The organism is Pseudarthrobacter sp. 902506025, assembly GCF_040702325.1.
Lineage (GTDB): Bacteria > Actinomycetota > Actinomycetes > Actinomycetales > Micrococcaceae > Arthrobacter.
Genome location: NZ_JBFBKW010000002.1, coordinates 608,658 through 627,171, shown reverse-complemented (window position 1 = coordinate 627,171; position 18,514 = coordinate 608,658). Strand labels below are relative to the sequence as shown.

General features: G+C 67.0%; 17 protein-coding genes. 10 read left to right on the top strand and 7 right to left on the bottom strand.

Going from position 1 to position 18,514, the window contains the following annotated elements; all coding sequences use genetic code 11:
• Position 1: 1 nt before the first annotated feature.
• Genes AB0280_RS06750 through AB0280_RS06735 form a run of 4 tightly spaced genes read right to left on the bottom strand, consistent with a single transcriptional unit; the run spans position 2 to position 2,309 of the window.
• Positions 2-247 carry a hypothetical protein gene (locus AB0280_RS06750; RefSeq protein WP_307489041.1) on the bottom strand — a complete coding sequence of 82 codons (246 nt, stop codon included), beginning with the start codon at positions 245-247 and terminating at the stop codon, positions 2-4.
• On the bottom strand, positions 244-1,584 hold the full coding sequence (locus AB0280_RS06745; protein ID WP_366366540.1) for a phosphoribosyltransferase family protein: 1,341 nt from the start codon (positions 1,582-1,584) through the stop codon (positions 244-246). Before AB0280_RS06745 ends, AB0280_RS06750 begins: the two co-directional genes overlap by 4 nt.
• 5 nt (positions 1,585-1,589) lie before the next feature.
• Entirely contained in the window at positions 1,590-1,937 is a 348-nt protein-coding gene (locus AB0280_RS06740) for a CU044_2847 family protein (protein ID WP_224026927.1), read from the bottom strand.
• A 15-nt stretch (positions 1,938-1,952) separates the two neighbouring features.
• Positions 1,953-2,309 (bottom strand): SPW repeat domain-containing protein, encoded by a 357-nt coding sequence (locus AB0280_RS06735; protein WP_175317785.1) that lies wholly within the window; start codon positions 2,307-2,309, stop codon positions 1,953-1,955.
• A 265-nt stretch (positions 2,310-2,574) separates the two neighbouring features.
• Between AB0280_RS06735 and AB0280_RS06730 the strand changes: the two genes are divergently transcribed.
• Together AB0280_RS06730 and AB0280_RS06725 are read left to right on the top strand one after the other, a co-directional pair.
• Positions 2,575-3,801, top strand: a complete 1,227-nt coding sequence (locus AB0280_RS06730) for an alkaline phosphatase family protein (RefSeq protein ID WP_307489048.1) — start codon at positions 2,575-2,577, stop codon at positions 3,799-3,801.
• A gap of 1 nt (position 3,802) precedes the next feature.
• Positions 3,803-5,527 (top strand): alkaline phosphatase family protein, encoded by a 1,725-nt coding sequence (locus AB0280_RS06725; RefSeq protein ID WP_307489050.1) that lies wholly within the window; start codon positions 3,803-3,805, stop codon positions 5,525-5,527.
• Between the two features lie 30 nt (positions 5,528-5,557).
• Here AB0280_RS06725 and AB0280_RS06720 read toward each other — a convergent pair whose 3' ends face one another.
• Entirely contained in the window at positions 5,558-7,066 is a 1,509-nt protein-coding gene (locus tag AB0280_RS06720) for an FAD-binding oxidoreductase (protein WP_307489052.1), read from the bottom strand.
• A gap of 149 nt (positions 7,067-7,215) precedes the next feature.
• Positions 7,216-8,394, bottom strand: a complete 1,179-nt coding sequence (locus AB0280_RS06715; RefSeq protein ID WP_307489054.1) for a carboxylate-amine ligase — start codon at positions 8,392-8,394, stop codon at positions 7,216-7,218.
• A gap of 273 nt (positions 8,395-8,667) precedes the next feature.
• On the opposite strand from AB0280_RS06715, the gene AB0280_RS06710 reads away from it, so the two are divergent.
• Positions 8,668-8,925 carry a hypothetical protein gene (locus AB0280_RS06710; RefSeq protein WP_224026932.1) on the top strand — a complete coding sequence of 86 codons (258 nt, stop codon included), beginning with the start codon at positions 8,668-8,670 and terminating at the stop codon, positions 8,923-8,925.
• 23 nt (positions 8,926-8,948) lie between these two features.
• Here AB0280_RS06710 and AB0280_RS06705 read toward each other — a convergent pair whose 3' ends face one another.
• Entirely contained in the window at positions 8,949-10,310 is a 1,362-nt protein-coding gene (locus tag AB0280_RS06705) for a phenylacetate--CoA ligase family protein (RefSeq protein WP_366366538.1), read from the bottom strand.
• Between the two features lie 289 nt (positions 10,311-10,599).
• Between AB0280_RS06705 and AB0280_RS06700 the strand changes: the two genes are divergently transcribed.
• The 7 genes from AB0280_RS06700 (at position 10,600) to AB0280_RS06670 (ending at position 18,510) form a co-directional block, all read left to right on the top strand.
• Entirely contained in the window at positions 10,600-11,322 is a 723-nt protein-coding gene (locus tag AB0280_RS06700) for a VIT1/CCC1 transporter family protein (RefSeq protein ID WP_307489059.1), read from the top strand.
• A gap of 189 nt (positions 11,323-11,511) precedes the next feature.
• Positions 11,512-12,369 (top strand): cytochrome c oxidase subunit II, encoded by an 858-nt coding sequence (locus tag AB0280_RS06695; protein ID WP_307489292.1) that lies wholly within the window; start codon positions 11,512-11,514, stop codon positions 12,367-12,369.
• Positions 12,370-12,383: 14 nt separating this feature from the next.
• Complete coding sequence (ctaD, locus tag AB0280_RS06690; protein WP_370871750.1) at positions 12,384-14,138, top strand: cytochrome c oxidase subunit I; 1,755 nt, start codon at positions 12,384-12,386, stop codon at positions 14,136-14,138.
• Between the two features lie 202 nt (positions 14,139-14,340).
• Positions 14,341-15,396: an iron ABC transporter substrate-binding protein gene (locus tag AB0280_RS06685; protein WP_224026934.1), complete on the top strand. Its 1,056-nt coding sequence runs from the start codon at positions 14,341-14,343 to the stop codon at positions 15,394-15,396.
• Positions 15,397-15,400: 4 nt separating this feature from the next.
• Entirely contained in the window at positions 15,401-16,990 is a 1,590-nt protein-coding gene (locus tag AB0280_RS06680; RefSeq protein WP_307489062.1) for an ABC transporter permease, read from the top strand.
• Complete coding sequence (locus AB0280_RS06675) at positions 16,987-18,144, top strand: ABC transporter ATP-binding protein (RefSeq protein WP_201302465.1); 1,158 nt, start codon at positions 16,987-16,989, stop codon at positions 18,142-18,144. The genes AB0280_RS06680 and AB0280_RS06675 overlap by 4 nt, the downstream gene beginning before the upstream one ends.
• Before the next feature lie 105 nt (positions 18,145-18,249).
• Positions 18,250-18,510: a hypothetical protein gene (locus AB0280_RS06670; protein ID WP_224026936.1), complete on the top strand. Its 261-nt coding sequence runs from the start codon at positions 18,250-18,252 to the stop codon at positions 18,508-18,510.
• The last annotated feature ends 4 nt before the right edge of the window (positions 18,511-18,514 follow it).

Here is an 18,514-nt window from a genome sequence, read left to right as displayed (position 1 = left end):
GCTAGAACCCCGTGGGCTCGGTCTCGAACTCGGGTTCCCCCGGCTGGTATTCGTGGTGCAGCGGCCGCAGCGCCTCGGTCCGCGGATGCCAGAACAGGGCGTCGTAGCGGTCCCCCATCCGGGTGGGCACGTCGTCGGGCGTGGCCAGGGAGTGGGCCAGGCCGCGGATCTGGGCGGCTTCCGCCGCGCGTTCCGCCCCCCGTTCCTCCCAGCGGCCGGTGCCGGTGTTGCCGGCGGAAGCGTTCATTCCCTGGCCTCCGGCGCGTGCCGCCCCACCGGGGAGGGCAGGAGGTAGTGCCGGAACCAGTCCGAGGCAAGCGTGGCCGCCATGGCAAGCGTGCCGGGTTCCTCGAAGAGGTGCGTGGCGCCCGGGACGATCTCCAGCCGGGTGGGCGCCTGCAGGAGCGCCATGGCCTGCCGGTTGAGGGCCAGCACCTGGGTGTCGGCGCCGCCAACAATCAGGAGGGTGGGGGCTTTTACGGCGGCGAGGCGGGGTCCGGCCAAGTCCGGCCTGCCGCCGCGGGAGACGACGGCGGCAACCTGGGCGCCGGGTTCGGCCGCGGCCCACAGTGCAGCCGCCGCGCCGGTGCTGGCGCCGAAGTAGCCGATCCTGCCCGCGGAGCCATCGTGCCGCGCCTCCAGCCAGTGGGTGGCGGAGGACAGCCGGCGGGCCAGCAGGTCGATATCGAACACGTTGGCCCGGTTGACCTCCTCCTCGGGCGTCAGGAGGTCAAGGAGCAGCGTGCCCAGGCCGGCGCCGTGCAGCACCGAGGCGACGAAGCGGTTGCGGGGGCTGTGCCTGCTGCTGCCGCTGCCGTGGGCAAAGAGGACCGTGCCGTCGCACCGGGCCGGCAGGTAGAGGCTGCCGCGCAGGACCGCCCTTCCGTCAGGGATTTCGACGTCGTCCTCCAGGCTGCCGTCTCCCCGGTAGCCGTCGCCGTGGTGTGCCGGGGCGGCAGCGGCGTCCAGCAGCTGCACCACCTCGCTGTCCTCGGTGGGTGAGAAGTCCCGGTAGTAGTAGCCCACGGCCTGGAAGTCCTGGGGCGAAAGGAGGCAGACGACGTCGTCCGGTTCCTTGAGCTCCACAATGGCGCGGGCGGGGGCAACGGGAACGGCAAGGATGACCCTGGCAGCGCCGAGATGCCGGGCCACCTGGCAGGCCGCGCGGGCGGTGGAACCGGTGGCGATGCCGTCGTCGACAATGACCACCGTGCGCCCGGTAAGGTCGATCCGCCGGCGCCCCTGCCGAAACCTGGCCACCCTGCTTTCCAGCAGGGCGCGTTCCTGGCGCTCCACCTGCTGCAGGTCTTCCTGGGAGACGCGGGCCATGGAGATGGTGCGCGGATCAAGGACGCGGACGTTGCCCTCCCCGATGGCCCCCATGGCCACCTCGGGCTGGAACGGAACCCCCAGTTTCCGCACCACGATCACGTCCAGCGGCGCTTCGAGGGCTTTGGCTACTTCGAACGCCACGGGGACGCCGCCCCTGGGCAGGCCCAGCACCACGACGTCCCGGCCGCGCAGGGAGGCCAGCCGCTTGCCCAGCCGCCGCCCGGCGTCGGACCTGTCATGAAACGAAGCCATCGCCGTCACCCGTTGTGTGTGATTTCTTCCCCGGGCAGCGCGGCCACCACGGGGTTCCATGTCATCCGGAGGACGAAATGGGCGTCGGAACTGCTCTTGGCAATCACCGCCCCTGCGTCCCCCGCGAGCTTCACGCCGAACTCGATCTGGATCTGTTCGGGGGTGAGTTCCGCCATGGCCTCCAGTGCTGCGCGGGCAGCGGGGCGGACGCTGGCAAGTGCATCTTCCAGGCGCCTGCCCGTGTCCAGGATCCCCTGTTCGTTGCGCGCGGGATGATCCACGCCGTAGCTGTTGTCCGCAGCCTCAACGAGCACGGTTCCGGATCCCACTTCGTAGCGCAGCACTTCGGTCATGGCGGATTCCTCCTGCTAATGCGAGACGCGGTAGGTGTGGCGGAGGTCGGTGCTGGGCTTAATGGCCACTGCTGTTACCACCAGTGCCACCGCCCCTGCGATCCATGACGTCCAGGCTGCGCCCGTTGCGCCCGTGTATGTCCCGAGCCATGGCGAGAGGACCAGTCCTGCGGCGAGGATGGCCTGCACGTATTCCATGGCCGGAGTTCCCGGCATGGCCAGGTTGATAATGCCGCTGACCACCAGGAGCCCGCCGAAGACGAGCATCAGGGTGGTGGACATGTTTAGCTGCCGCGTGAACAGGACCGCCACCGCGGTGAAGAGTCCGGCGGCGACCGCTACATAGTCCTGCCACCGATACCACTTTTTCACTGAACTTTCCTTTCTGATGTGGGCGGGCCGCGTTGTGCGTTTCCAGCCCGCGGGCCTCAGCTTCCCGCGATTTAAGTCAACGCCTGCCGGTCATCCGCTTGTAGGGCAGAAAGACCTAGGGCGGCCCGACACCTGCCGGCGCACCTGCGCGCACACCAATTCCCTGCCAACTCACAGCAATTGCCCGTGCAAAACGCGGTTACGGTGTGCAAGAGTGGCGGCAGCGCTGGGGCGCAAGGTGAAGAACAGACCGCGGAGGCCGCCCGTGAACCGAAGATCAGCCCGTCCCTCCGCTCCCCTGCGGCCTCCTTCGCCCGCGCTGCTGCCCGTGCTGGCGCTGGTCCTGTCCGCGCTGGTGGCATGCCAGGCGCCCACTCCGGCACCGGCTCCGCAGACTGCCACTCCATCCGGCGGCGCCACCCCGTCATCCAGTACGTCGGCACCACCGAGTGCGTCGGCAGCACCCACGGCAGGCGCAGACTCCACGGCACAGCCGGGGGACGCGGCAAAGCCCGCCGGAATGCCCCGGCACATCTTCGTGATCAACCTGGAAAACAAGGGGTACGGCACTACCTGGGGCGACAATTCCCCCGCGCCGTACCTGTCCGGAACGCTCCGGAAGAAGGGCGTGCTGCTGAAGAACTACTACGGGATCGCCCACAACTCGCTGCCCAACTACCTGGCCCAGATCTCCGGACAACGGCCCAACGACAGCACGGAACTGGACTGCCACACGTACACCGAGTTCAACGCCACCGGCACTGATCCGGACGGGACGCTGCAGGGCGACGGCTGCGTCTACCCGGAGGACACCCAAACCGTGGCCGGGCAGCTGGCCGCGCAGGGCAAAACGTGGAAGGGCTACATGGAGGACATGCAGCAGCCGTGCGAGCACCCGGTCCTGGGCGAGGCGGACAACCACATCAAGGCCACGCCGGAGGAGCAGTACTCCACCCACCACAACCCCTTCATGTACTTCCGCTCCATCACGTCGTCCCCGGACTGCGCGAAAAACGTGGTCAACTTTTCCGCGCTCAAGGACGACCTGAAATCCGTGGACACCACCCCCAACCTGGCCTACATCACGCCCAACCTGTGCCACGACGGGCATGACGGCACCTGCGCCGACGGCTCTGACGGCGGCCTGGGGACAGCGGACGACTGGCTCAAGAAGCAGGTCCCGGCCATCCTTGCGTCACCGGCGTACAAGCAGGACGGCATGCTGGTGATCACCTTCGACGAGGCCGAGGGCGACACCACCGGCCCCTCCGAAGGCGACCCGGGAGTCCCCGCCGGGGGGACGGCCGGAGGACGGGTGGGGGCCCTGGTCCTCTCCCCGTTCGCGGCTGCGGGCACCTCCTCGGACCGGCCCTACAACCACTACAGCCTGCTGGCCACCATCGAGGACCTCTTCCACCTCCCGCGCCTGGGGCTGGCCGGTGATCCCGGCGTCAGGACGTTCGGGGACGACGTCTACCGGAAGGAATCCTAAGGTGGCGCTTTCAGGAAGCGGACGACGCCGGGCCGTGCTGGCAGGTGCCGCGGCGGTGGCTTTGGTGATCGTCGCCGTCGTCCTTTCCCTGGCGTTGCGCGGCGGCCCACCGGCCGCAGAACCGCCGGCGTCGGACGCGCCCGCAACAGCCGCGCCCACCGCCGGCGCCCCGGCCACCGCGGCTGCGGCACCGGGAACTGCTGCCGCCGACCCCAGCGGGATCGGCAAGATCAAGCACGTAGTGATCATCACCCAGGAGAACAGGTCCTTCGACAGCTACTTCGGGACGTACCCCGGGGCCGACGGGATTCCCATGAAGGACGGCAAGCCCGCGGTGTGCGTTCCGGATCCCGCCGAGGGTGGCTGCGTAAGGCCCTTCTACAACTCGGCCGACAGCAACGCCGGCGGCCCGCACAGCCACGCCGATGCCACCGCCGACATCAACGGCGGGGCGATGGACGGATTCGTGGCGCAGGCGGAGAAGGGCCTGTCCGGCTGCGGCGCCGCCAGCACCAAGTGCCAGTACAGCACCACCATGCCCACCGATGTGATGGGCTACCACGACGGACGGGACCTGCCCAACTACTGGGCCTATGCGCAGAACTTCACGCTGGAGGACCACCTGTTCGCCTCCGCCGCCTCCTGGAGCCTGCCGGCGCACCTGTACCTGGTCTCGGAATGGTCGGCCAAATGCACCAAGGCCGGGGACCCGTCGTCGTGCGTAAATGCCCTGCAGGACCCGGACCCCGAACCGGAGCCGCAGATCATCAAGGACACGCTGATCGGCAAGTGCCAGGCCGGGATGGACCTGGATCCTTGCCGCGAGGCGCTGGAAGCTGCCGGCATCGACCCGGGCCTCGCCGCACAGATTGACCAGCTCATCGGCACCAGCTGCAAGCCCACCGATTCCTACGCCATCTGCCAGGCGGCGGTGGATGCCGCCCCCATGTCCGATGACCTGAAGAAGAAGCTCACCGAGGCGGCCAAGAAACTGGAACTGCCGGACTACGCCTGGACCGACCTGACGTTCCTGCTGCACAAGCACAACGTCCCGTGGGCCTACTACGTGTTCAACGGCACCGAACCGGACTGCCGCAATGACGCCGCCACCTGCGATCCGGTGAAGCAGGACGCCAAGACCCCCGGCCTGTGGAATCCGCTGCTGTACTTCGACACAGTCAAGGAGGACGGCGAGCAGGGCAACATCAAGCCGCTCAGCGGTTTCTACGATGCCGCCAGAAAGGGGACGCTGCCGGCAGTCACCTGGGTGGCGCCCACGGACAAAGTCAGCGAACACGCGCCTGCGAAGATCAGCACCGGGCAGGCCTACGTTGCCGGGCTCATCAACGCCGTGATGAGCGGCCCTGACTGGGACAGCACCGCCATCTTCCTCAACTGGGACGACTGGGGCGGCTTCTATGACCACGAAAACCCGCCGGTGGTGGACAACAACGGCTATGGGCTGCGCGTCCCGGGCCTGGTGATCAGCCCCTATGCGAAGAAGGGGTTCATCGACCACCAGGTCCTCAGCCAGGACGCCTACTTCAAGTTCATCGAGGACGATTTCCTGGGCGGCGAGCGCATCGATCCCGCCACGGACAGCAGGCCGGACGCCCGCCCTGATGTCCGCGAGAACAACCCCCAGCTGGGCGACCTGGCACAGTCCTTCGACTTCACCCAGGCGCCGCTGCCGCCGCTCATCCTGCCCAACGCCACCACCTACTGACGCCGGGCCTTCCGTCCGGACGCGGCCGGGTTACGTGGCAGCCCCCTCTGCGGGATTTGCCGTGCGCGGCTCGGTGTCAGGTTGGTGCGCTTCCTCCGGTACTGCCTCAGCCTGGAGCACGGCCGGGCGCTCTGCCGGAACGGCGGCGGCCGCGGTGCCGGCGGGGGCGGGCTTGATGTTCTGGTTGACATGGAAGAAGTTGTCGGGGTCGTACTTTGCCTTGAGTACGGCAAGCCGCGCGTAGTTCGAGCCGAGGGTGTCCTCGATCCTGGCCTGGTCATCTGCGTCCTGGAAGTTAAGGTAGCCGCCGGCCTCCGAGAATTCGTGGAGCGCGGTCCAGTACTCCCGGACCCAGGCGATGTTCCTGTCGTTCTCGGACGGATCGGGCCACTGCGCCGCAATAACAGGCGCGAAGTCCACGTCACGGTAGGCGAAGGCGGTGGCCTCGGGAGCTACGCGCCTCACGGCGCCGTCGATCGGATAGAAATGGTTGGCGGAGTGGACGCTGGGAATGCCAGGAGCATATGCGACGGCAGTGCGGAGCGCGTCATCGCTGAGGGTGCGGAGGAAATCGGCCTTCCAGTAGCCCTGCAGCCCGGGGACGCCGCTGAGGCCGTCGAACATGATGTTCAGTGCCGGGTACGGCATCGGGGCGAAGAAGCTTCCCAGCACCTGCCCGGCGTCAAGCATTGGATGCCAGTGCGCGGGGCCGGCGTCAAGGTCGCCGGTCCACATTCCTGCGATCACCGCAACGGGCTTCCCATGCCATTCCTCGGGAAGGAACGGCACCGGAGGACCTTGGTGGAATCCCAGGAAGGCGCCCATTTCGTCCGGTTCGGCAGCAATCCACTCGCGGTAGGCCGCCCCAACTTCGGCTCCGGTCGCTGCATCGAAGAACATAATTCCCACATGGACCATGTCCACGGGGTGCAGGCGGAACTCCATCGACGTGACCACGCCGAAGTTGCCGCTGCCGCCGCGGAGCGCCCAGAACAGGTCGACGTTTTCGGCTTCGCTGGCAGTGACAAAGGTTCCGTCAGCAAGGACGACGTCGGCGGAAACGAGGTTGTCGCAGGACAACCCGTACTTGCGGGACAGGTACCCGATGCCGCCGCCGAGGGTCAGGCCGGCGACGCCGGTTGAGCCGATGATGCCCCCTGTGCTTGCCAGCCCGAATGCATGCGTGGCGTGGTTGTAGTCTGCCCACGTTGCGCCGGGCTCCACCCGGGCCAGCCGCGCCGCGGGGTCAACGCGCACTCCCCGGCGGGCCGAGAAGTCGAGGACCAGGCCGTCGTCGACCGTTCCGAATCCTGGCGCACTGTGCCCGCCGCCGCGCACGGCAACTTCAATCCCCAGACCACGGGCGAAGCGTACGGCCGCCAGAACGTCCGCGACCTGGGACACCTGGAGGACCGCTGCGGGACGACGGTCGATCATCCCGTTGTAAACATGGCGTGCGGCCTCGTACTCGGCGTCGCCCTCTTCGATAACCTGCCCGCGGACCTGTTCGCGGAGCACGTCGAAACGATCGCTACCCATCACAACTCCATTTTTTGCGTCGGAGACCAGGGGCAGCCGGCTCCATCCAGGGCCCAGCGGGGGCCAGCATGATGATGCTTTCGGTATACGCCCGGGCCTGGAAGGGGTCAAGAGCGATCCGGCCGGGGAGATCGTCGGCGGTGACGGCGCTACGGCGTGGCGAGCGTGCAGTCCGCCGCGTCCTCCACCACGCGCTCCAGGTCACCGGTTCGGTGCAGCACCTCCATCTGCCGCACGGCCCCGGTGCCGTCGGCCAGCAGCCTGTCCATCAGGTCCTCCACCCGCTGCAGGTCACCCATATCCTCCAGCGCCCCCCGGACGTGGTGCAGCAGTGCATTCACGACGGCGAGCGCGGGCGCCGGGCGGTGCGTTTGGGGATCCAGCAGCTCACCCCGCAGGCCCCACCGGCTTGCCTTCCAGCCTGCCAGCCTCAGCAGTGCCGACGGGACGGATACGGGGTCGGTCCCCTCCCGCCATTCCCTGGCAGCGGTTTCCACCAGTCCCCGGGCGATTCCCGCGAGCAACACCGTGTTTTCCGGGCGCAGGCAGACGTCTGCCACGCGGATCTCCACCGTGGGATAGTGCCGGGAGAGCCGGGCATCGAAGTAGATCATGCCCTCGTCCATGGCGACGCCGGTGCTCACCATGTCATAGACCAGTTGGTGGTAGGCGTCCGGGGTGCCCAGGAGTTCCAGCGGCCCGGCGGACGGCCAGCGGTTCCACACCTGGGAGCGGTAGCTGGCGTAGCCGCTGTCCTCGCCGTGCCAGAACGGGGAATTGGCGCTCAGCGCCACGAGCACCGGCAGCCAGTTCCGCATCCGGTCCAGCACGGCCACGGCTTCCTCCGGCGACTCCACCGAGACGTGGATGTGGCAGCCGCAGGTGAGCTGCTCCCTGGCGGTCAGCCCGTACTCCTCCATCATGGCCCGGAACCTGCGCAGCTGCACCGGATGGGGATCGGCCGGGAGCGGGGAGGTTCCCAGCGCTGCCACCCTGACGCCCACGTCCTCGGCCGCCTGCTGGGCAAGGGCGCGGCCGGCCACGATGTCCTGCTCGAGTTTTGCCAGGGTGGCGTGCGGCGGGCTCACCACCTCGATCATTTCCTGCTGGAACTCGGCCGTCAGTACCGGCCCGGACGCGGCCTCCAGCGGACGGACGTAAAGGTCCAGGAGGGCGCCTGCCATCGGGACGGCTTCCCCGGTCGCGGGGTCTACCAGGAGCAACTCCTCTTCGATGCCGAACGTCCGCCTGCCTGCGCCCGCGCCGCCGGTGCCGTCATTGCCGTAGGTGTCCATCGCCGTCGTCCCCTGTCCCCTGCGTCGTTGCAAGTTCCTTCCCGGAGCATGGCAGCGTGACCGCCCCGTTCACCAGGACGTCCATGCCCGCCATACGCCGTCGGAAGGAAACAATAATAAGCACCCTTATCAATAAGGGGGAAGGGGTGCCGCCGGGGTCTCCGCTGTACTTCAGACCTACCCCCGGGTAAATTTGGACTGTGACGGGCGCCATACCCGTCCTCCCGGGCCCTTCTGCAAAGGCCCAGCGGGAGCAGCTGCTGTAGCCCAACGGCAGCGCCTTATGCAAGAGCGAAAGAGCCAAGCATGTCGGCCTCGCATTTCCAGCAGTTCCTTGATGAAGCAACCACGCCCGATCCCTCCGGCGATTCCCCCCTCGGCCCCGATTGCCTTTATGGCCTTTATGTCAGCTGGGCGGCGCTGCACGGCCTGAGCCCCAAGCCGGACCAGGCGTTCCGCGCCGGGATGCTGCGCTGCGGCGTGGACGTCCGGAACTCCCGGCTCAGGATGACCGGCCCTGCCGCGGCCGACTACATCCTCAGCAGCTACCCGGCCGTCGCGTAATGGGCGGTACTCGGGAAGCCGGGTCAGGGTGATGCCCGCAAAGCCCTGACGAAGGGCGCTTTGCCCAGGGGTGTGCGTTCGAGCTGGTCCACCGCCTGCACGTCCACGGAAAGGCCGGCCACACCTGCTGCCTCCAGTGCTGACGCCACAGCCGTATGCACCCCCTCAAGGGAGGCTCCGGGCAACAGGCCTGTGACCAGGACGCGCAGTCCCGCGGCCTCCTGGACTACCTGCCACCCTGAAGCTGCCACGTCGTCGAGCACCAGATGGAAGACGTTGGGATGGATGCTGACGGCGCCTTTCCTGCCCGGCAGCCGGAGGACGTCCTCAAGGCGTCCTTCAACGTCCTCAAGCAGCTGGAAGGACCGGCCGCAGGGGCAGCCGCGCCCGTCCAGCCTGATGGTGTCCGACATTTCGTAGCGGATCAGCGGCAGGGTGCGGGAGAACAGCACGGTCACCAGCAGCTTCGCCCCGGTGGTTCCCGGCGGCACCGGGTTGCCTGCGGGGTCCACTGGTTCCACGATGACCAGGTCCTCGTACACATGGCGGTTCCGGTAGATGCAGGGGGAAGCGATCCCGGCTGTTTCGGTGGCGGCATAGACATCGAACGGGGCGGTTCCCCACGCCGCCTGCATCTCGGCCGCAGCCTGGGCGGTAAGCACTTCGGAGGCCGACATGATCCCTTGCGGTGCAATATGCAGCCGCCCCTCCCGCTGCTCGGCCGCCAGCGGCCCCAGGGCTGAGGCGTATCCCACCAGCACCCTGGGCTGGAACCGGTTGAGCGCGGCCACTGTCTCCTCCATGGGTGCCGTGACGTCCAGCCGGAGCGTGGGGACCACCAGGGACCGGACAGAGGCGCCCACGACGGCGGACTGGTGCGTGGGAACCCGTGAGCTGACCAGTGCCGTCTTCAGTGGCTGCCTTGGATTGAGGGCGATTCCGGCCCAGTCGTTGGCCCTCGCGTAGGATGCCAGGACCGCTGCCCACTCGGAGCGGTTCCAGGCGAATATCCCCCGCCTCCCAGTGGTCCCGGCCGTGGCGGCAACCCACCAGCGCCCCCTGAACGGCCGGCCGGGATCACCACCGCTTGCGGTGAGGGCACGCACGTGGTCCTCAAGGTCGGCGAGGCTTAGGTCCGGGGTGGTTATCGCTTCGTCAAAGTGCTCCATGAGGTCCGCTTTGGTGACGGACGGCAGTTCCTGCAAGGGTGCGTCGTGCAGGCCCGCGTGCCGGTGCCGGTAGAACTCCGAGCCGGCATAGGTTGCAGCGCGCAGCCGGTGCAGCGCCTGTTCCTGGTGGGCGGCGATCCGCGCTGGATCCCACCCGTCCCTCCGGCGCCATGCCGCCCGCAGGGACAGCACCTGCGAGAGGAGGCGGACGTTCATTGCAGGCTGCCGCATCGAAGCACGGGCGGCCCGGCGTTGCATTCGCCCTCGCCTAACTCCCCGTGGCCCGTGTCGTCGTCCCAATACATCATGGCCCTGCCCCTTCCGGCCTTGAAGTCGCAACACTCCCAGTGTTGATCTTCCGCGGCCCGCCCCTGCAGCGTCAGGGTCATAGGTCCCCGCACATCGGCGAACCAGGGACGCACCTCCGACGTGCCTCTTCAAGCCTTTCGGTAAGGGGATGCAAACCTTTGTGGCGCAGAGGCCGTTGCAGTGTTTTACTGCCAGCATGTCTGAAACCCTCAAGGTCCACCGCAACGAGCCCCACGACAGCAGCGTCGCCGCACGCCTGAACTGGCTGCGCGCCGGTGTACTGGGCGCGAACGACGGTATTGTCTCGGTCGCGGCAACCGTGGTGGGCGTCGCGGGCGTGACCAACGACCTCGCGCCCATCCTGGTGGCGGGCACGGCCGCGGTGGTGGGCGGTGCCGTGTCCATGGCCCTGGGCGAATACGTTTCCGTGAGCAGCCAGAGTGACAGCCAGCGCGCGCTGATCGAAAAGGAACGCCAGGAGCTCAGGGACGATCCCGAGGGCGAACTGGACGAACTCGCCCACATCTACCAGGCCAAGGGGCTGAGCGAGGCCACCGCCAGGACCGTTGCCGAGGAGTTGACGGCAAAGGACGCCCTGAAAGCGCACCTGTCCGCCGAACTGAACATCGACGAAGAAGAAGTGGTCAGCCCCTGGCATGCCGCGTTCGCCTCCGCCATCGCATTCACCATCGGCGCCATCCTCCCCATGCTGGCCATCATTTTCCCGCCGGAAGAAGCCCGGATCCCGGTCACGTTCGTCGCCGTCATCCTGGCACTGGCCCTGACCGGCACCATCAGCGCCAAAATCGGCGGAAGCTCCAAGCGCAAGGCAACCATCAGGCTGGTGGTGGGCGGTGCGCTGGCCATGGCCTTCACCTTCGCGGTGGGCAGCCTGCTGGGCACCACCGGCATCGCCTAGCAGCCCGTCACTCCACCCGTCCCGCTGCCAGTCCGTACGGCCCCAAAACCCCTTCACATCAGCAACCTCCGCGCGTAGGGTGAACCACACAGCCGCTGGTCCTTTGGGGCCTGCGGTGGGCTCATGCAGTTGGGCTTCGGGAGCATGCCGGAGGGACCACAGGTGGGTAAAAGACCATTGAAGAACCGCATGCGGCGCTTCGCGGCACTGGCCGCGGGCCTTCTGGCCCTGCCCGCGCTGACCTCCTGCTCCGACCTGGTTTCCCGCGGCTTCCTCCCCGGCGCCCGTGACACCACCAACAACACGGAACTGATCACCGACCTGTGGGTCAACTCCTGGATCGCTGCGCTGGTGGTTGGCATCATCACCTGGGGGCTGATGATCTGGGTCATCGTGGCGTACCGGCGCAGGAAGAACACCGTCGGATTTCCGCCGCAACTGAGCTACAACCTCCCCCTTGAAGTCTTCTACCTGGCCATTCCATTGATCGTCATCGGGGTCCTGTTCGTCTTCACGGACCGGGAGCAGCGGGCCATCGACGAGCGCTACCCCAACCCGGACGTGGTGATCGACGTCTTCGGCAAACAGTGGTCCTGGGATTTCAACTACGTCAAGGAGCAGGTCCACGAGGACGCCGGACAACAAGCCCACCTGACCGGTGGCTATGGCGCCCCGGACCGGCTGCCCACGCTCTACCTTCCGGTGGGCAAGAAGGTGGAACTGCACCTCCAGTCCCGTGACGTGCAGCATTCCTTCTGGGTAGTGGATTTCCTGCAGAAGCGCGACCTCTACCCGGGCCACGAACAGTACAACCCCTACATCAGCATCACCCCCAACCGCACCGGCGAATACATGGGCAAGTGCGCCGAACTCTGCGGCGAATACCACTCGGAAATGCTTTTCAAGGTCAGGGTGGTCACCCAGCAGGAGTACGACAGCCACATCGCCGACCTCAAGGCAAAGGGCAACACCGGAAACCTGGGCACCGACTTCGACAGGACGCCGATATCAGCCCCTGCACCGCAGGCCCTGGAACCAGCACAGTAAAGGACGGCACTGTAATGACCACCACAGGGCAGAGAATGGGCGGAACCGCGGCCACGGCTGCGCCGGCAGTGGTCCGGCGCCCCAAGGGCACCATTGTGGTCAACTGGATCACCTCCACTGACCACAAGACCATCGGGTACATGTACCTGATCTCGTCCTTCGTGTTCTTCTGCGCGGGCGGTGTCATGGCGCTGCTCATCCGCGCCGAACTGTTCGAACCCGGAATGCAGATCCTGCAGACCAAGGAGCAGTACAACCAACTGTTCACCATGCACGGCACCATCATGCTGCTGATGTTCGCCACCCCGCTGTTCGCCGGGTTCGCCAACGTGATCATGCCGCTGCAGATCGGCGCGCCGGACGTCGCGTTCCCCCGCCTCAACGCGCTGGCGTTCTGGTTCTTCCTGTTCGGCTCCACCATCGCCGTCTCCGGCTTCATCACCCCGCAGGGCGCCGCGTCCTTCGGCTGGTTCGCCTACGCGCCGCTGTCAAACACCACGTTCACCCCGGGCATCGGCGGTGACTTGTGGGTCTTCGGCCTGGCACTGTCCGGCTTCGGCACCATCCTGGGCTCGGTCAACTTCATCACCACCATCATCTGCATGCGTGCCCCCGGCCTTACCATGTGGCGGATGCCGATCTTCACCTGGAACACCCTGGTGACCGCGATCCTGGTCCTGATGGCCTTCCCGCCGCTGGCCGCCGCCCTGTTCGCCCTGGGCGCGGACCGGAAGTTCGGTGCCCACATCTTTGATCCCTCCAACGGCGGCGCCATCCTTTGGCAGCACCTGTTCTGGTTCTTCGGACACCCCGAGGTGTACATCATCGCGCTGCCGTTCTTCGGGATCGTCTCGGAGATCTTCCCGGTGTTCAGCCGCAAGCCCCTGTTCGGCTACAAGGGCATCGTGTACGCCACCATCGCCATCGCGGCCCTCTCGGTGACGGTGTGGGCCCACCACATGTACGTCACGGGCGCGGTGTTCCTGCCGTTCTTCGCGTTCATGACCATGCTCATCGCAGTGCCCACCGGCGTGAAGTTCTTCAACTGGATCGGCACCATGTGGGGCGGCTCCCTGACCTTCGAGACGCCCATGCTGTGGAGCATGGGATTCCTGGCCACGTTCCTCTTCGGCGGCCTCACGGGCATCATCCTGGCCTCACCGCCCATGGACTTCCACGTCTCGGACTCCTACTTCGTGGTGGCGCACTTCCACTACGTGGTGTTCGGCACCGTGGTGTTCGCCATGTTCGCCGGGTTCTATTTCTGGTGGCCCAAGTTCACCGGCACCATGCTCAACGAGCGCCTGGGCAAGATCCACTTCTGGATGCTGTTCCTGGGCTTCCACGCCACGTTCCTGATCCAGCACTGGCTGGGCGTCCTGGGCATGCCCCGCCGGTACGCGGATTACATGCCGGAGGACAACTTCACCTTCATGAACCAGTTCTCCACCATTGGGTCCTACCTGCTGGGCGCGTCCCTCATCCCGTTCTTCTGGAACGTCTTCATCACCTGGCGGGCCGGGAAGAAGGTCACCGTGGACGATCCCTGGGGCTTTGGCGCGTCCCTTGAGTGGGCCACGTCCTGCCCGCCGCCGCGCCACAACTTCACCTCGCTCCCCCGCATCCGGTCCGAGCGCCCCGCCCTGGACCTGCACCATCCCGAGCTGAGCATCCGGCTCCATCCCTCAGAGGACGCACCGGCGGAGAGCATCCTGGGGGCGGCCGATATCGGGGAACGCGACGTCCACGATCCCAACCCGAACAAATAGCGGGGCCTCTGCCGCAGCCGGCAGAAGCTCGATAATTACGTCACGTAGTGTTTTCGTAATTGATGTGAACCTCGTCACTTAAAGCGCTTTCCGGCTTGGTGCTTAGGTTTGCCTACCCTACAGTTCCTGACATAGGCAACATTCGTGTTGCCTAATAGGACTTAGGTTCAGCAGACTTTTTTCCCCACCGAAAGCAGCCTCAATGAAGATCCGCAACAGCGCGCTGGCCGGCATCGCACTCGCCGCCACCGCAGCTCTCGGCCTGACCGCCTGCGGCGGCGGCACTCCTGCCGGCGGCACCTCGTCGTCCGCGTCCAACGGCGCCGCCTCCGGCGAGATCACCGTGTACAACGCCCAGCACGAAAGCCTCACCAAGGAATGGGTGGATGCCTTCACGGCGGAAACCGGCATCAAGGTGACCATGCGCCAGGGCTCGGACACTGAGCTCTCCAACCAGATCATCCAGGAAGGCCAGGCCTCGCCCGCGGATGTGTTCCTCACGGAAAACTCCCCCGCGATGACGCAGGTTGAGAACGCCGGCCTGTTCGCGGACGTCAACAAGGACACCCTGGCCCAGGTTCCCGCCGAGTTCGCACCGTCCACCGGCAAATGGACGGGCATCGCCGCCCGCTCCACCGTCCTGGTGTACAACAAGACCAAGCTCACCGAGGACCAGCTCCCCAAGTCCATGCTTGACCTGGCCAAGCCTGAATGGAAGGGCAAGTGGGCCGCATCCCCCACGGGCGCAGACTTCCAGGCCATCGTTTCAGCGCTGCTGGAGCTGAAGGGCGAGTCCGCCACCGAGGAGTGGCTGAAGGGCATGAAGGAAAACTCCAAGGCCTACAAGGGCAACAGCACGGCCATGAAGGCGGTCAACGCCGGTGAAGTGGACGCCGCCCTGATCTACCACTACTACTACTACGGCGACCAGGCCAAGACCGGCGAGAACTCCAACAACGTCACCCCGTACTACTTCAAGAACCAGGACCCGGGCGCGTTCCTGTCCGTATCCGGCGGCGGCGTGCTCAAGTCCTCCAAGAACGCTGCCGCTGCGCAGGAGTTCCTGAAGTTCATCACCGGCAAGAAGGGCCAGGAAGTCCTCAAGAACGGTACGTCCTTCGAGTACGCCATCGGCTCCGACGTTCCCGCCAACGACAAGCTGGTTCCGATCAAGGACCTGCAGGCTCCCAAGGTTGACGCCGCCAAGCTCAACTCCGAAAAGGTCACCGATCTGATGACCCAGGCAGGACTACTGTAATTCCGTGACCTCCGATCTATCGGCTCCCCCCAGGGCGGGCACGACGACGGCGGGCCGGGGCACCAGCCCCCGCCCGCCTTTCGGCGTTTCCGCGGTGTCCGTCCTGGCGGTGCTGATCGCCCTCTTCTCCCTCGTCCCGCTGGGGTACGTGGCCTACATGACGGTGGCAACCGGGTGGGATACCGCCGTCGGCCTCATCCTGCGGCCCCGCGTGGGCGAACTGCTGCTGAATACCCTGCTCCTGATGGCCGCCACCATCCCGCTGTGCCTGCTGCTTGGCGTGGCGGGTGCCTGGCTGGTGGAACGGACCAGGCTGCGTGGCCACCGGGTGTGGGCCGTGCTGCTGGCCGCCCCGCTGGCCGTCCCGGCGTTCGTCAACAGCTACGCCTGGGTCTCGGCCATCCCGTCGCTGGGCGGCCTGGGTTCGGGAATCCTGATCTCCACGCTGTCCTACTTCCCGCTGGTGTACATCCCGGCCGCAGCCACCTTGAGCCGGCTGGACCCCGCCATTGAGCAGTCCGCCGCGGCCCTGGGGCTCGGTGCCTGGCGGACCTTCTTCCGCGTGGTGCTCCCCCAGCTCAGGATCGCCCTGACCGGCGGGGCGCTGCTGGTGGGGCTGCACCTGCTCGCCGAATACGGCGCATTTGCCATGATCCGGTTCGATACCTTCACCACCGCGATCATGACCCAGTACCAGTCCACGTTCAACGGCGCGGCCGGAAACATGCTGGCCAGCGTGCTGGTGTTCTTCTGCCTGCTCCTGCTGCTTGCCGAGGTCCGCAGCCGCGGCTCCGCGCGCTACGCCCGTATCGGGTCCGGCGTGCAGGCCAAGGCGCTGCGCCTTCCCCTGCACGCGTACCAGGTCCCGGCCCAGCTCTTCCTGCTGGCGCTGACCGCCCTGGCCTTCGGACTCCCGCTGTACTTCGTGCTGCGCTGGATCCTGGCCGGCGGAGCGGACGTCTGGACAGCATCCGAATTCCTCCCGGCGCTGGTCACCACGTTCACCTACGGGCTCGCCGGCGCCGCTGCCACCACCGTGGTGGCCTTCCCCATGGCGTACCTCGCTGTGCGCCACCCCGGCTGGTTCAGCAAGTCCCTGGAACTGTCCAACTACGTCACCAGCTCCATGCCCGGAATCGTGGTGGCGCTGGCGTTCGTTACCGTCAGCATCCGCATGGTGCCCGTGATGTACCAGACGGCGGGGCTGCTGGTTGCGGCGTACGTCCTCCTGTTCCTCCCCCGGGCCCTGGTGAACCTGCGGGCCGGACTGGCACAGGCCCCCAAGGAACTGGACGAGGCCGCCCAGGCGCTCGGGAAGCCGCCGCTACTGGCCTTCATCCGCGTCACCCTGCGGCTCACCGCCCCTGCAGCAGCCGGCGGGGCAGCCCTGGTGTTCCTGGCCATCGCCAACGAGCTCACTGCCACCTTGCTCCTGTCCCCCAACGGCACCAGGACGCTGGCCACCGAGTTCTGGAGCAAGAGCAGCGAGATCGACTACGCCGGCGCCGCGCCCTACGCGCTGCTGATGATCCTGCTTTCCGCCCCCATGACCTACCTCCTCTTCCAACAGTCCAAGAAAGTAGCCGGACAGTGACAGCACCATCAACCCGCAGGCTGCCCGAGCCACGGGTGGCACCCTCGGTGGCCGCAACCACCAACAGCCATCTGCAGATCACGGACGTCACCAAGAACTTCGGATCACAGGCGGTCCTGAGGGGCGTCAACCTGTCAGTGGCCAAGGGCGGAACCACCGCCATCGTTGGCCCCTCCGGTTCGGGCAAGACCACCCTCCTGCGGCTGATCGCCGGGTTCGAGCACCCGGACACCGGGACCATCTCGCTCAACGGCACCACCGTGGCCGGTGACGGCGCGTGGCTTCCGGCGCACAAGCGGCAGATCGGGTACGTGGCCCAGGACGGCGCCCTGTTCCCGCACCTGACCGTGGGCCAGAACGTGGCCTTCGGCCTCAACGCGGCCAAGCGCGAGGGCGGCCGCCGCGCGGTCAACGCCCGCGTGGCGGAGCTGCTGGAGATGGTGTCGCTGGATGCTTCCATGGCCAAGCGGCGGCCGCACCAACTCTCCGGCGGCCAGCAGCAGCGGGTTGCCCTGGCCCGGGCCCTGGCCCGCGAACCGGAGCTGATGCTCCTGGACGAGCCGTTCTCCGCCCTGGACGCGGGCCTGCGCGTCGCCACCCGCCGCGCCGTGGCCAAGGTCCTGGCCGAGGCCGGCGTCACCACCATCCTGGTAACCCACGACCAGGCCGAGGCCCTCTCCTTTGCGGACCAGGTGGCCGTGATGCGCGGCGGCAAACTGGCCCAGATCGGCAACCCCTTTGTGGTCTACACCCGCCCCGCGGACCGGGCCACCGCGGAGTTCCTGGGCGACGCCGTCATCCTGGACGCATGGCTGGAAGGGACGCTGGCCACCTGCTCGCTGGGCGCGATTCCCGTACGCCGGCCCCCGGCGCAGGGACGCGTGCAGCTGATGCTGCGGCCCGAACAGATCCGCATTGCCGAGGACGGCCCCATCCGCGGAGTGGTGGTGGACACCGACTACTTCGGCCCTGAGACCACCGTGCGGCTGAAGCTGAACGTGCCCAAGGAAGTGGCGGAGCACGCCGACCACCGCTACCCGGGCGGCGGCGAAGTGATCACCATCAGGCACTGGAACGCCTCGATCGCCCGTCCGGGCATGGAGCTGTGCCTGCGGGTCGTGGGCGAAGCCGTTGCGTTCCCCACGGACGAGTAGTCCTCCTCAGCCTCAGGCGTCACAGAAAAAACACCGGGCGGAAACACTCCTGCAACCTGTCCACGGCAAGCTGTGCTTACGGGGATTCAACAGCAGGAGGCAGCCATGGAGGCACAAGGAATACGCACCGCCCAGCTCCGCATCGGCGACCAGATCGAGGCATGGCACCGGGGCAGGCTTTTCCACAAGGGCCGGGTGACCGACGTCGTCCCGGCGCTGGAACTCTTCTGGATCCTGGACGCCCGGACCGGTGCGCGCAAGCTGCTGGACCCGGAGGCCCTGGAGATCCGCCACGTGGACCCTCCGGTCAAGCTGGAGGTTTCCGCCAAACCGCAGCCGCCGGCCAAGCCCCTCGCCACCGCCTAGCGCG